At 26.8% G+C, this 12,849-nt stretch carries 18 protein-coding genes; 15 read left to right on the forward strand and 3 right to left on the reverse strand.

Going from position 1 to position 12,849, the window contains the following annotated elements; genetic code table 11:
* Positions 1–82: 82 nt before the first annotated feature.
* Together I2E98_RS11585 and I2E98_RS11590 are read right to left on the reverse strand one after the other, a co-directional pair.
* Positions 83–535, reverse strand: a complete 453-nt coding sequence (locus I2E98_RS11585; RefSeq protein WP_195469062.1) for a dUTP diphosphatase — start codon at positions 533–535, stop codon at positions 83–85.
* A gap of 174 nt (positions 536–709) precedes the next feature.
* Positions 710–1,237 (reverse strand): hypothetical protein, encoded by a 528-nt coding sequence (locus I2E98_RS11590; RefSeq protein WP_195469063.1) that lies wholly within the window; start codon positions 1,235–1,237, stop codon positions 710–712.
* A 296-nt stretch (positions 1,238–1,533) separates the two neighbouring features.
* Here I2E98_RS11590 and I2E98_RS11595 point away from each other — a divergent pair, with 296 nt between their 5' ends.
* From I2E98_RS11595 to I2E98_RS11655, 13 genes are all read left to right on the forward strand, one after another.
* A complete protein-coding gene (locus I2E98_RS11595; protein ID WP_195469064.1) occupies positions 1,534–2,793 on the forward strand; it encodes a UDP-N-acetylglucosamine 1-carboxyvinyltransferase in 1,260 nt (419 codons plus the stop codon).
* A 17-nt stretch (positions 2,794–2,810) separates the two neighbouring features.
* Positions 2,811–3,602: an MBL fold metallo-hydrolase gene (locus tag I2E98_RS11600; protein WP_195469065.1), complete on the forward strand. Its 792-nt coding sequence runs from the start codon at positions 2,811–2,813 to the stop codon at positions 3,600–3,602.
* A 35-nt stretch (positions 3,603–3,637) separates the two neighbouring features.
* Positions 3,638–3,790, forward strand: coding sequence for a CxxH/CxxC protein (locus tag I2E98_RS11605; protein WP_195469066.1), 153 nt, complete (start codon positions 3,638–3,640; stop codon positions 3,788–3,790).
* 78 nt (positions 3,791–3,868) lie between these two features.
* A complete protein-coding gene (locus I2E98_RS11610) occupies positions 3,869–4,366 on the forward strand; it encodes an SEC-C metal-binding domain-containing protein (RefSeq protein WP_195469067.1) in 498 nt (165 codons plus the stop codon).
* 134 nt (positions 4,367–4,500) lie between these two features.
* Positions 4,501–4,974 carry an Hsp20 family protein gene (locus I2E98_RS11615; protein ID WP_195469068.1) on the forward strand — a complete coding sequence of 158 codons (474 nt, stop codon included), beginning with the start codon at positions 4,501–4,503 and terminating at the stop codon, positions 4,972–4,974.
* A 65-nt stretch (positions 4,975–5,039) separates the two neighbouring features.
* Positions 5,040–5,519 (forward strand): 23S rRNA (pseudouridine(1915)-N(3))-methyltransferase RlmH, encoded by a 480-nt coding sequence (rlmH, locus tag I2E98_RS11620; protein WP_195469069.1) that lies wholly within the window; start codon positions 5,040–5,042, stop codon positions 5,517–5,519.
* Positions 5,520–6,254: 735 nt separating this feature from the next.
* Positions 6,255–7,481 (forward strand): tetracycline efflux MFS transporter TetA(P), encoded by a 1,227-nt coding sequence (tetA(P), locus tag I2E98_RS11625; protein ID WP_004455690.1) that lies wholly within the window; start codon positions 6,255–6,257, stop codon positions 7,479–7,481.
* 229 nt (positions 7,482–7,710) lie between these two features.
* Positions 7,711–8,040, forward strand: coding sequence for a hypothetical protein (locus I2E98_RS11630; protein ID WP_004455704.1), 330 nt, complete (start codon positions 7,711–7,713; stop codon positions 8,038–8,040).
* 17 nt (positions 8,041–8,057) lie between these two features.
* Positions 8,058–8,366, forward strand: coding sequence for a hypothetical protein (locus I2E98_RS11635; RefSeq protein ID WP_195469070.1), 309 nt, complete (start codon positions 8,058–8,060; stop codon positions 8,364–8,366).
* A gap of 62 nt (positions 8,367–8,428) precedes the next feature.
* Positions 8,429–8,734, forward strand: a complete 306-nt coding sequence (locus I2E98_RS11640; protein ID WP_195469071.1) for a DUF960 family protein — start codon at positions 8,429–8,431, stop codon at positions 8,732–8,734.
* Between the two features lie 19 nt (positions 8,735–8,753).
* Positions 8,754–8,942: a hypothetical protein gene (locus I2E98_RS16060; RefSeq protein WP_243251101.1), complete on the forward strand. Its 189-nt coding sequence runs from the start codon at positions 8,754–8,756 to the stop codon at positions 8,940–8,942.
* A 698-nt stretch (positions 8,943–9,640) separates the two neighbouring features.
* The gene (locus I2E98_RS11650; RefSeq protein WP_195469072.1) at positions 9,641–10,063 is read left to right on the forward strand and encodes a hypothetical protein; all 423 of its coding nucleotides are present in this window, start codon (positions 9,641–9,643) and stop codon (positions 10,061–10,063) included.
* A gap of 118 nt (positions 10,064–10,181) precedes the next feature.
* A complete protein-coding gene (locus I2E98_RS11655) occupies positions 10,182–10,442 on the forward strand; it encodes a hypothetical protein (protein WP_195469073.1) in 261 nt (86 codons plus the stop codon).
* Positions 10,443–10,712: 270 nt separating this feature from the next.
* On the opposite strand, the gene I2E98_RS11660 is transcribed toward I2E98_RS11655, so the two are convergent.
* The gene (locus tag I2E98_RS11660) at positions 10,713–11,405 is read right to left on the reverse strand and encodes a YjjG family noncanonical pyrimidine nucleotidase (protein WP_195469074.1); all 693 of its coding nucleotides are present in this window, start codon (positions 11,403–11,405) and stop codon (positions 10,713–10,715) included.
* A gap of 300 nt (positions 11,406–11,705) precedes the next feature.
* Between I2E98_RS11660 and I2E98_RS11665 the strand changes: the two genes are divergently transcribed.
* Positions 11,706–12,047 (forward strand): zinc ribbon domain-containing protein YjdM, encoded by a 342-nt coding sequence (locus I2E98_RS11665; RefSeq protein ID WP_133015209.1) that lies wholly within the window; start codon positions 11,706–11,708, stop codon positions 12,045–12,047.
* Between the two features lie 163 nt (positions 12,048–12,210).
* On the forward strand, positions 12,211–12,393 hold the full coding sequence (locus tag I2E98_RS11670) for a hypothetical protein (protein ID WP_195469075.1): 183 nt from the start codon (positions 12,211–12,213) through the stop codon (positions 12,391–12,393).
* The last annotated feature ends 456 nt before the right edge of the window (positions 12,394–12,849 follow it).

Consider the following 12,849-nt stretch of genomic DNA (forward strand, 5'->3'; position numbering starts at 1 on the left):
TTTTGTTAATATAATATAAATTAAATATATGAATAAAAAAAGCATTAGATGTTATTATGGATCATCTGAATGCTTTAAATAATTAATATATAAATGAATTAAAAATTTCTTCTTCTGAATAACCTAAAGTAATACCTAAACTTAATACATCTTCAAGGAGAGTGAAAAAGTGATCATTAGAAGGTGATATTATTAAGTCGTTTATATCGATATATAGGTTTAAAAATTGATCGCTTAAGCAGTAATCGTTAGGTCTAAGCACTACTTCGTAACTATCAATATAATGCTTATCAATACCTAGATTAATTACATGTGCAAGAAAATCTGCATACTTAATAAACACAGTTTCTTTGCTTAAATTTAAGCCGTCGTCTATCCAGTATTTATAACACTTAGTTTCTTCTGCTAATGAACTTAATTTAACCTGCAGTTCAAGATGCTTTCTCGCCCAAAGTTTATATTGTGAGAGATTCTGATTAATTAAGATTTCATGCCTTTTTTCTTTTTGTAATTCCACAATTGGTAAAATGTTCATAAGTGTCCTCCCCGTCTACTAGGATTAATATAATATATTTTACAGAAATAATTAAAGCTTGAAAAGTGGAGTAAACGAATACAAAAAAATAAAGTTTAAAATTCTATTGTTACAAATCTCAATATAAAAAAGAGCAACTAAAAAATATAGCGCTCTTTTTAATATAAAAAATTATTAAATTGTTTTTAAAGGGTATGTTTGAATTAATGTTTCTCTTCGATTATTGGATATTTTCCAAAGTTCTAATCTATTAACTTTTAATGTTAAAATGCTAGGTTTATATTCGATCTCTGTATCAAATTTTTTATTATCTCTATTAATATAGTTAATATTAGCTAGAGAAAGATGAAGATCGCTATTATCATTTTTCACATTAAAACCATACATTTTAAGATTATCACCAATTAGTCTATCTAATTTCTTAATATATCCAATTTTTTCGATTTTTAAGTTGAGAGTTTTATTTGAGTCGCAAAGAGTTACAGTTGATGACAGCTCTACCTTAAAGTTTTTATATGGTTTTAAAATCTTATCAATAACAGTATTAAGTTTATCTATATTAGGATTCTCTATTACCTCTAAAGGAATATAAGGAATTGGGGAATTTCTATTTGCTCTATACTTTTTAGATAAACTTCTTTGAATTGGACTTAAATTTTTATAAGATACATCATCAAATAATGCTACCAAATAATATTTCATGTTATAACCTCACAAGTTAAATTTTGTATAATACGTTTATATTAAATTATATCACACATAAGCTTGAATTGACAATTTGTATATTTAAGCAATATCTTATGGTAAAGTTAAAAAATAAGGAGCTTTGGAAGAAAAAAACGCTATTAACTCATACATACTTTATGATATAATCAATAGTGTTGACTAAAAATTTGTAAGACAAACAAAGAAAATTTGCCTTATGAAACAAAAATTGGATAATTTTTATATTATAGGATAGATTAATATATATATAAATTTGGATAAGGGTGAATAGGATGGAAACATTAATTATTAATGGAGGCAAAGTATTGCAAGGTTCTGTAGAAATTAACGGAGCAAAAAATGCAGCTGTTGCTATTTTGCCAGCAGCTATTTTAGCTGCTGAAGGTAAATGTATTATTGATAATATACCAGATATAGAAGATGTACATTGCCTAGAAAGAATATTAACTAGTTTAGGATGTAGAGTAAGTAAAATAAATAGTAATACTTTAGAAATAGACGCTTCGGACATAACAACTGTAAATGCTTGTACTGAAGATGTAAGAAGAATGAGAGCATCATATTATTTCATTGGTGCGTTATTAACTAGATTTAAAAAAGCTAGAGTTGAATTACCAGGCGGATGTCCTATAGGGGTAAGACCTATAGATCAACATATAAAGGGATTCGAAGCTTTAGGAGCTAAAGTAACAATAGAACATGGAGCTGTAAGCGTTGAAGCAGAAGAATTACATGCAGCTAATATATTCTTTGATGTAGTTTCTGTAGGAGCAACAATAAATGTTATGATTGCAGCAACTATGGCTGAAGGAACAACTATATTAGAAAATGTCGCAAAGGAACCTCATGTAGTTGACGTTGCTAACTTCTTAAATACTATGGGAGCAGACGTAAAGGGTGCTGGTACAGATGTTATAAGAGTTAGAGGTGTTAAAAAGCTAGTTGGATGCAATTACAGTGTTATACCTGATCAAATAGAAGCAGGAACATTTATGATAGCTGCTGCGGCTACAAAAGGAGATATAACTGTAAAAAATGTAATTCCAAAGCATTTAGAATCAATTTCAGCAAAGCTTATTGAAATGGGTGCAATAGTTGAAGAAGGTGACGATAGCGTAAGAGTAACTGTTGATAAGCCATTAAAAGGTGTAAGCGTAAAAACAGCACCGTATCCAGGATTCCCAACAGATGTACAACAACCTATGTCAACTTTATTAAGTATCACAGAAGGAAGAAGCTTAATAGCTGAAAGTATATGGGAAAATAGACATAAGCACACAGATGAATTAAAGAAGATGGGTGCTGATATTAAAGTTGAAGGTAGAACAGCTATAATAGATGGTGTTAGAGTATTAAATGGTGCAAAAGTAGTAGCTACAGACTTAAGAGCTGGAGCAGCAATGGTTATAGCTGGATTAGTTGCTAATGGAGAAACTGAAATATCTGAAATTGAGCATATTGATAGAGGATACCCTCATATTGAAGATAAGTTTAGAGCATTAGGAGCAGATATAAGAAGAGTAGTAAAATAAACTTGGGGGAATATTAAATGAAATTTTGCTCATTATATAGTGGAAGTAGTGGAAATAGTATTTTTGTAGGATCTGAAAAGGCTAAAATATTAATAGATGCTGGATTACCTGGAAAGAAAATAGATGAAGCATTAAAATACATTGGGCAAAATCCAAGTGATATAGATGGAATTTTTATAACACATGAACATATAGATCACATTAAGGGTGTGGGAGTTTTATCAAGAAAATATGATATTCCTATATATGCTCCTCATGATACATGGGTTGCAATGGAAAGCACTATTGGAAAGATAAAGGAGCATAACATAAAGGTAATGGATAGAAGATCTGTTGTATCTATAAAAGATATGGATATAAAGTCTTTTATCATTCCTCATGATGCTGCAGCTCCGGTTGGATATACTATTAATTTAGATGGGAAAATGGCAAGTGTTGCAACTGATTTTGGTACATTTACTAGAGAAATTGAAGATAGTATAAAAGATTCTGAAGTTATTTTAATAGAGAGTAACTATAATCCACAAATGTTAGATATGGGTCCTTATCCATATAGCTTGAAGCAAAGAATTAAGGAAAGTTACGGACATTTATCTAATGAAGATTGTGGAGAGGCTATTGTTAAGATATTAAAAAATGGTTTAGGAAAAAATATTATATTAGGACATTTAAGTAATACTAATAATACTCCAGATCTTGCAGAGTTAACAGTAAAAGATATATTAACTGCTAATAATATTGAGGTAGGATTAGATGTATTTTTAAGTATGGCTAATAGACATAATCCTAGTAAGATTATAATTCTATAGATAATTTAATTTTAAAGAATCAGAAGGTGATTGATATGGAATTGATATATGCATGTGAAGAACATATAGACGAAGCAATGGATGAAGTTATAAATGAAAAAGAAACTTTTCCTGTAATAAATGAAGTTACAGAAAAGAAATGTAGTTATTGTAATAATCAAGCTAAATATGAAGTAAAAATGATGTAATAATATATATTGAAAAGTGTACATAATATTTAGTATAATTTTTATATAACCGTAAGAGAAGAAAGAGGAGAAATGGATATGAGTTTATATAAACAATGGACAGATATGGTCGTAGAATACGTTAAGACAAAGGGAGAAGCAGCATTCTGGAACGAATATACTAAAATAGAAACTGCTATATATAGAGATTTATTAGCTAATAGTAAGGAATCTATAAAAATTACTATTGCTGATTTCGCAAAGAAATATGAAACTTCTGAAGAATTTATAATGGGATTTGTTGATGGAATCAACGATAGCTTAAATAATTCTTATGATTTAGAAGCTTTAACAGCTACTGATGAAATAGTATTAGATATAAATTTAGAAAAATTATATTTCAATATGTTAGAAGCTAAGGCTGAATACTTATATATGTTACCACAATGGGATGCAATATTCTCACCAGAAAAGAGAAAAGAAATTCAAAAAGCATATAGAGAATCTTGTAGCGTAAGAAATGAAAACAAGGTTGGTAGAAATGATGCTTGTCCTTGTGGAAGCGGTAAAAAGTACAAGAAGTGTTGTGGAAAATAATTTTAAATTAAAAGAGCTTTGATTTCAAGGCTCTTTTTTTGCTGATTAAGTTAAAAATATATTTAATAGAGTGTCAAATAGCAAAGTTTATAAATAAATTATAAGTAGTTATAAGTGTTAGAGTGGAGGACTATATGTTTAATATATTTCCATATATATTTTCGACTACGTTAAATGCTGTATCTAATAGTATTGGAGTTATAGATGAGATAGTTGATAATTTTGTAAATAGTGATTTTATGAATAATTTAATCAGTGAAATAGATAATATGTCTTCGATTAATATTAATTTTAAAGAGCATAAAAGAGCATATACATTAGAGTGCTATCTTCCTGGAGTTAAAAAGGAGAATATTGATTTAGAGTATGAAAATAATTATATAACCCTTAAAGTAAAGAGAAATATGTTTTATACTAATAATCAAAATATAGCTATGGCAGTAATACAATCTGGTGGTGACATAGAAGAGGATTATTATGTAGAAAATGCAGATGCACAAAATATAAAAGCTGTTTTTAAAAATGATATTTTAAGAGTATTGATTCCTAAAAATACTTATATAGGAGAAGATACTACTATAATTGACGTTGATAGTTATAAAATTTGAAATATAAGAATTAATATTAAAAGTTAAGTTTATAAAAAAGTATTGATAACTTAGGAGGAAAAGTAATGAACATAACAGTTATATCTGTAGGGAAATTAAAAGAAAAGTATTTAAAACAAGCAATTGAGGAGTATTCTAAAAGATTAACAAGATATTGTAAAATTGATATTATAGAATTACCTGATGAAAAGACACCTGATAATGCATCAGAGAAGGAAGAATTACAGATTAAAGATAAAGAAGGACAGCTTATTTTATCTAAGATAAAGGATAATATGTTTGTTGTAGCAATGGATTTAAATGCTAAACAAATGACCTCAGAGGAGTTCTCAAAATTTATTGAGACTCAAGGGGTTATGGGTAACTCTAACATAACTTTTGTTATAGGTGGTAGTTTAGGATTATCTCAAGATGTAATTAGAAGGGCAAATTATAAGGTATGCTTCTCTAAGATGACGTTTCCACATCAATTGTTTAGAGTAATGTTACTTGAACAAGTTTATAGAGCTTTTAGAATAATGAAAAACGAACCGTACCATAAATAAATGAGGTTTTGGATAGAATTGGATATATAAATGGACGATAGGTGTGCTTTAATTTTTGCAATGAAACTTACAAAAATCTAAAGTTTGAATTTTTGTTGGGTATTTTAATTTTATTTATAGATTCTTCATTTTTCACTACTTGAGAAAATTAGAATTTGTTTTTCAGAATCTGTAGCATTGAAAAAATTTTTAAAATTATATATACTATAATTATACTAAAATATAAGCATAAAAAATATAAATGTAAAGGTGTTGTAAATATGCGCAAAGAGGTAATTTTTAATTAAATTAACTGAATAAGGATTATTTTTAAAAGTATATGAAAAATCTTGAATAACTCAAGGTTTATTTGTGGTAGAATCAATTATTGATAATATTGATATTACCATGTTTATTTGTGTACTCTAAAAATAATTAGTATTATAATGAGCATGTTACATCTTTATTTGCAGGATAGGAAAACCGTGTTCTAAACACGGTATTTTTATGTCTATTTTTGCTATATATAGATATGGTATAAGATTTTAATTTGAATAGCTTAATCATAAGTTATATAATTAAAGTTCTATATTTTATGTTTATATTTAGGTTATATGATTATGAGGCTGTAAGTGAATTATGTTCATTTACAGCTTTTTTTGTTTAAGGAGATTATTTTGATGATTTATATATTTAAATATGAAGATTATGAAAAACAAACAAATTTTTTAAGAAATACTAGGATGGTGATGATTAATGGTTAATAAACTTTCAGCATATAAAACTTATTTATTATTTTCAGCTATTACAGCAATGTGTTTTTCGTTAGTAGCTACAGTTATGATAGTGTATCACATTGAAATAGTTCATTTAAATCCACTTCAGCTTATACTTGTTGGAACTACTTTGGAATTAGCATGCTTTATATTTGAAATTCCTACAGGTATAGTTGCAGATGTGTATAGTCGTAAACTATCTATTGTTATTGGGGGAGTTTTAACAGGAGTGGGATTTATTTTAGAAGGTTCTATTTCTAGTTTTGTTTTCGTACTTGTAGCACAGATTGTATGGGGATTAGGGTCTACTTTTATCAGTGGCTCGCTTGAAGCTTGGATTGCGGAAGAAGAGAAGAATAAAGATTTAGATGAAATTTATATAAAGGGAGCACAAGCAGGGCAGATAGGAGCATTTATTGGAATAGTACTAAGCACTGTAATAGCTAATTTCTCTGTAAGGCTTCCTATTATAGTTAGTGGAGTTTTATTTATAATTCTTGCATTATTTTTATGGTTATATATGCCAGAAAATAATTTTAAACCATCTGCTCCTGGGGATTTAAATACATTCAAAAAGATGGTATATACATTTAAATCTGGTCTTAAATTTGTAAAAAGTAAATCTATAATTATGATTTTACTTGCAGTAACTTTATTTTATGGATTATCAAGTGAAGGTTATGATAGACTTTCTAATGCGCATTTTTTACAAGATACTACACTTCCTAAACTTGGAAACCTTAGTTCAGTGACTTGGTTTGGAATTTTTGGAATTTTAGGAATGATATTGAGCTTCATAGTAATGCATTTTATGGCAAAGAATCTTAAGAATGAGGATAATAGGAAAAATGGAAAACTATTATTATGCATAAATATACTTTATATATCGTCTATGTTGATATTTGCTCTTACAAGAAACTTTAGTTTAATGTTAATAGCTTATTTGGCAACAAATACCTTTAGAATTATAAATGAACCTATATTCAGTGCGTGGTTAAATGGGCATATAGATGATAATTCTAGAGCTACTGTGCTTTCTATAAATGGACAAATGAATTCCTTAGGTCAAATTTTAGGTGGACCGATTATAGGAATCATAGCTACAAATATTTCAGTAAGTATTGGTATAGTATGTACTTCATTATTAGTAGCACCAGTATTAGTGTTATATATTATTTCTATGATAATGGATAAAAAAATATCATGAATATAAGGGATTAAAAATGAAGATAATTTGATTGAACAATACAAGAAGGTTCGTAAATTTTTTGTAGAAATCTTCAAAAACACTTTTAAATTACAATATTAGAATTAGGTTAATTACTGTATTAAAAGATAAATTAAATATATATTATTAACTTAGAAAAACAAACTTTTACTTGTATTTATGTATACAAGTAAAAGTTTTTTACTTTCTTAGAAGGGAGAAATTTATAATGAAAAAGGTTTATTTAAAAAATCAATTAAAAGGATATCCTATAGAAGTAATCAGTAATGTTTTAGACGTCATTAATGTATTAGGTGAAAATTATGGAGCTAATAGAGATATAGAGAAAGATTTAGGAGGATATATAGTTATAGCAGAAAATATCGTTGTTATCGAAATGTTAAAGAAAGATAAGTTACAAGGTTTAATACCAGAATATACTGATATTATTGAATGTAAGGAAGGAGTTAATTGGACTTCTTCCTTATTTTTGCTTTCAAGTGATTATGCAATTGTAGTAGTAACAACAGAAGAACTTTCTAAGTTCCTATTAGAATAAATGGAGGTTAATTTAATGTGAGTAAGAATATAAAAGAGGATAAGATAATCAAGGAAACTAAATATTGCAAGATAATAAACCAAGGAAAAGTTGGAGAAGGAGAATACACATACTCAATAGAGAAAATCTACATCAAGGAGCTAAAGAGAGATGAAGTAAGGTTCTGTGTCTACAAGGCAACTAGAAGAGGTGATGAAACATACATTCCAAGAAGTCTTGATGTAACAGAGTTAGAACTAATAGAGCTAATAAAAGAATCAATAAGAGAGAAAGTATTTTCAGAAGGATTCATTGAAATGTTAAAACAAGAAATAAATAAAATCTAAAAGTCTTAATTGCTATAAGTATAGTGATTAAGACTTTTTCTGTTATAGGGAGATAAAGAAATATGTTCAAGAATAATAGATATGTAACTATAAGTGTAAATGAGAAAGTAGATATAAGGTTGCAACTTATAATGTGGAGCATGATTGATAAGTTAAAGGATGAAGAAAGTGTTGAACTAGATTACTTACAAGTGTTCAAGCTAAGAAAAGAAGGAAATAAGATTATAATAAACCAAAGTCAAGAAGTTCCTAAATACTCAAGCACATATGAAATAGAGCTAGAAGATATTCAACTAGATGATGAGATTAAAGTATATGTAATAGATAGTGGAGAATATTCTACAATGCTTTTTCCATCAGAATACTAATTGAAGGAGATTCAAGTAAATGATAAATAAGCTAAGTAAAGAAAAGTATTTTAATTATGATAGTAAAGAACTTCTTGGAGTAATGAGGTTCGATTTCTATGATGGAAGACTATCTAACCAATGGAATCATAGAGAGTTAATAGTTGAATTGAATAATAGGAAGTTAATAGACCTAAAGAAGTTACAACAAGAACTTAATTATATTTAATTCACATTAATAGAAGAATTCAATAAAGTTGTAGAGCTATGTAATGGTACAGGATATGATAAAGAAACTCTAGTATACATAGAGCTTGAAGAAGGTAAGTATGTAATAAAGTTAATACCTGTAAAAGATAGTTACTCATACATATACACGTATAAGAGATAGGAGGAGAAAGTCATGGATATAGTAACAGTAATAAAAGTAGTTGGAACAATACTAACAGTTGTGGCAACTTCAATAGAAGCAACAACTAAGAAGTAGTAAGAAGTAAGGTATCATCACAATTAATAAGAATAATAAATTAATTGTGATGATATTATAACAATAAGCTAATTTTTTTTATAACAATAATAACCTTATGGAAAATATCGTTGTAATAGTAGTATTGATATAACGATAGTGACGATATTTTCAGTAAGAATAAGATTGAAATCAAAAAGAGATAAGATGTAACCTAAATAAAAAATGAAGTAGAAAAATTGAGTAGGTAATCAGTCAAAATACATCTAAAAAGCAACGTTAACACATCAGAAAACAGAGATTTTAGAAAAGGTGAAGAAATGTAGCCATATAAATGAAAAACTACGAAAAGGGGATAAATTGAATGTTTTCTAAATAAGCTGGTAGGTAATAAAGAAAAATAAGTAAATAATAGAATCATAACATTACAACCTAGTAGAAAATTTAATCAAAAAATTGCAATGGTTTCTGTATCTGCTATCTTAATGTCTACAATGCTTGTGGGATGTAATACAAAGTCTAATACAGATATACAGAATAAGGAAGAGGTAACTTCTAAACAAGATAGTAGCGTACAAAATCAGAGTGAGGAAGAAGGAAGTAATAAGCCGCAGACAGATGGAATAAACGTTGATAAATCATCTGATGTGGAATTGCAAGAAATGATTAAAAGTGAGGTAAGCAAGTTCCAGACATTTGTTTTTAATGATGCGGAATCAGATGTAGTGATTGAATATAATTTATATATTCCAGAATCATATGATGAAACAAAGACATATCCTTTAGTAATGTTTATACCAGATTCAAGTCTTGTAGATAAAGGGTTAGAGGCATCCCTGACACAAGGATGGGGTGGAGTGATTTGGGCAACTGACTTAGACTGACTTATTTGCTGCATCTATTTTTGTAGGAGGACAATGGGATACAGATGTACTCTTAAAATTAAAAGATGATAAATTTTTCTATATTGTAGCTGAAGGCGATGTAAAGGCATCTGAAGGTATGAACTTGTTAAAAGAAGCATATGATCAAAATGGTGTAGAATACGGTTATATTATGTTGAATGCAAAAGATTCATATGATGTTCAAAATGCAAAAGTGAATGAATTACTTTCAAATAATAATGCAATCAACTTTATTATGTTTGAAAAAGGTAGTGTTGTACCAGAAGGTATGACAGTTGGTAATGAGCATATGTATTCATTTGACTATGCATATAAGTTAGAATCAGTTAGAGATTGGTTATTTGAGCAGAGTAAATAAAGTATTTATAGTTTCATTATGATTTTAATCCAGAAAATAAATTTGGTATAGAATAAACATAAAAAGTGTTTTTAAAGCAAGTGAAAAGTATTATTATGAAAGATATGGATATGAAACTATATTAGAATTACCCAAAAGGTTTAATTATGGTGATTCGAAGAAAATGGAGGCAAAAATAGCCTTTCCTATAGTTAAGAAGATATAATAAAAAACTTAAAAAGATATAGAATTAGATTTAATTCTATATCTTTTTATTATTTATAAATGTTTTTATGAATTAAGCAATAAAAGCTTAAGTTCATCAAAATTAGAAATCTCATAGGTAGGTTTTATTGAAGTTTCATTTATAACTTTGTTAGGGTTGTACCAACAGGTATCTATACCAAAGTTTATTCCACCTTGTATATCAGAACTTAAACTATCTCCTATCATTAAAACTTTGCTTTTATCAAAAAAATTCATAGATTTTAAAGTATGTTCAAAAATTTTAGGATTTGGCTTTGCCGTTGATACTTCTTCAGAAATTACTATAGTTTCAAAGAATTTTGCTATACTAGATTTTCTAATTCTTTTGTCTTGAACTGATGTAAGGCCGTTAGTTACTATAGCAAGTCTATAAGATTTATGTAGAGTTTCTATAAGTTCTATACTATTATCATATAAAAAGGATGCCGAAGCTAAATTTTCTATATATGAATTTGCAAAAACATTTTCATCAAAATTCATGTTTAACCTATCTGATAATCTTTTAAATCTTTCTATTTTTAAAACTTTTTGTGTAATAAGGCCTTGTTCAAATTCTTTCCATAGAGCTATATTTATTTCTTGATAAATTTTTAAGTGATAATTTTCATCATAATTTATATTAAATTTAAGCATTGTATTTTTAAATGCTTCCCTTTCAGATTTCTTGAAATCATATAATGTTTCATCTGCATCAAATAATATAACTTCGTATTTCATGGTATATGCCCCTTTATTTATTAATTTCTTTCAAATTGCTTTTTTACATTAAAATCGTATATTGATTTTATTTTATAATAATATAATGATTACAATTTTACAATTAAATAAAGAAAAGATAAAAGTAAATTGACTTTATATTAAAAGAATTTATTAAAATAATAAAATAACATATATAATATCCCATTGTTTCTAAGTTTGTAAATATTATTAGACTATGATAGTATAAAGGATGCAAGAAAGTAAATAATATTCTTTATTAAAAAGAGAATTAAAAAAGCAAATGGAGGAAATGAAATTATGTTACCAAATTGTCCAAAATGTAATTCAGAATATACTTATGAAGATGGAAGTCTTTTAATATGCCCAGAATGTGGCCATGAATGGACTGCAGCAAGTCAAGCAGCAGAAGAGGAAGCAAATATTATAAAAGATGCAAACGGTAATGTTTTAAATGATGGAGATACAGTTACAATAATTAAGGATCTTAAAGTAAAAGGTGCTTCATCAGCATTAAAGCAAGGAACAAAAGTTAAAAATATACGTTTATTATATGATGTAACAGATGGGCATGATATAGACTGTAAAATCGATGGATTTGGAGCTATGAAGTTAAAATCATCAGTAGTAAAGAAAATATAATATAATATAAAGGAGTTATTAGGTATTCTTAATAGCTCCTTTTATTTAAGTATAAAAAATATTTTTTAAATATTATTGCTACCTTAAAAATATTTTAAGTTAGATAAATGTAACTTATGATATAATAAGTTAGTAAAATTGGATTAGTTGGAGGCGATAATTTATGTTTACTAAAGAGGAACTTTTAGTAATTGAAGATGCATTAAAAATAGCAGATGAAAAATATATTAAACTTCTTGATGAAAGCAAAAATAATAAGAATAAAATGGTTGCATTCAATAGAAAGCAAAAGAAATTATGGTTAGTTCAAAATAAATTAAATAAATTACTACAAGAAAGTAAATAATATATAAGTAATTAGTAAATATCTAGTATAAAAGCTAGGTATTTTTTTTATTAATTTTAAATTAAGTATCTAATGAAAATTAAAGGATATAAAAAAGTATTAATAAATGAAAATAATACACAAAATATATCAAAAAAACAGATCAATTTACAAAAAATAGAAAATCTTTTTATTGGAATAAAAGTATATTTTATACATGTAATTATTTGTAAAAATATTTACTCCATCTATTTCACATAAAATTCTACAAAAGCTAAATCCATAAAAAGGAAAAGGGTGATAGTAAATAAAATAATTCTTTTAACATAAAATTAAGAATATTTTTTTAATTTGAAAAATAATTTTTGGAAAATGGAGAGAATTAAAACAAGAAAAAAATATTATTAAAATAGTATTTATATTAATAAATATTAAAAAAATAATAAAAAAGTAAAATATAATATATTAAAATATAAT

Origin of the sequence: Clostridium sp. D43t1_170807_H7 (genome assembly GCF_015555905.1) — a bacterium.
Classification (GTDB): domain Bacteria; phylum Bacillota; class Clostridia; order Clostridiales; family Clostridiaceae; genus Clostridium.

Excerpts from the sequence above, each read along its gene's own strand:
- I2E98_RS11585 (WP_195469062.1), bottom strand. The coding sequence starts at position 535 with ATGAACATTTTACCAATTGTGGAATTACAAAAAGAAAAAAGGCATGAA.
- I2E98_RS11590 (WP_195469063.1), bottom strand. The coding sequence starts at position 1,237 with ATGAAATATTATTTGGTAGCATTATTTGATGATGTATCTTATAAAAAT.
- I2E98_RS11595 (WP_195469064.1), top strand. The coding sequence starts at position 1,534 with ATGGAAACATTAATTATTAATGGAGGCAAAGTATTGCAAGGTTCTGTA.
- I2E98_RS11600 (WP_195469065.1), top strand. The coding sequence starts at position 2,811 with ATGAAATTTTGCTCATTATATAGTGGAAGTAGTGGAAATAGTATTTTT.
- I2E98_RS11605 (WP_195469066.1), top strand. The coding sequence starts at position 3,638 with ATGGAATTGATATATGCATGTGAAGAACATATAGACGAAGCAATGGAT.
- I2E98_RS11610 (WP_195469067.1), top strand. The coding sequence starts at position 3,869 with ATGAGTTTATATAAACAATGGACAGATATGGTCGTAGAATACGTTAAG.
- I2E98_RS11615 (WP_195469068.1), top strand. The coding sequence starts at position 4,501 with ATGTTTAATATATTTCCATATATATTTTCGACTACGTTAAATGCTGTA.
- rlmH (WP_195469069.1), top strand. The coding sequence starts at position 5,040 with ATGAACATAACAGTTATATCTGTAGGGAAATTAAAAGAAAAGTATTTA.
- I2E98_RS11630 (WP_004455704.1), top strand. The coding sequence starts at position 7,711 with ATGAAAAAGGTTTATTTAAAAAATCAATTAAAAGGATATCCTATAGAA.
- I2E98_RS11640 (WP_195469071.1), top strand. The coding sequence starts at position 8,429 with ATGTTCAAGAATAATAGATATGTAACTATAAGTGTAAATGAGAAAGTA.
- I2E98_RS16060 (WP_243251101.1), top strand. The coding sequence starts at position 8,754 with ATGATAAATAAGCTAAGTAAAGAAAAGTATTTTAATTATGATAGTAAA.
- I2E98_RS11650 (WP_195469072.1), top strand. The coding sequence starts at position 9,641 with ATGGTTTCTGTATCTGCTATCTTAATGTCTACAATGCTTGTGGGATGT.
- I2E98_RS11655 (WP_195469073.1), top strand. The coding sequence starts at position 10,182 with ATGAACTTGTTAAAAGAAGCATATGATCAAAATGGTGTAGAATACGGT.
- I2E98_RS11660 (WP_195469074.1), bottom strand. The coding sequence starts at position 11,405 with ATGAAATACGAAGTTATATTATTTGATGCAGATGAAACATTATATGAT.
- I2E98_RS11665 (WP_133015209.1), top strand. The coding sequence starts at position 11,706 with ATGTTACCAAATTGTCCAAAATGTAATTCAGAATATACTTATGAAGAT.
- I2E98_RS11670 (WP_195469075.1), top strand. The coding sequence starts at position 12,211 with ATGTTTACTAAAGAGGAACTTTTAGTAATTGAAGATGCATTAAAAATA.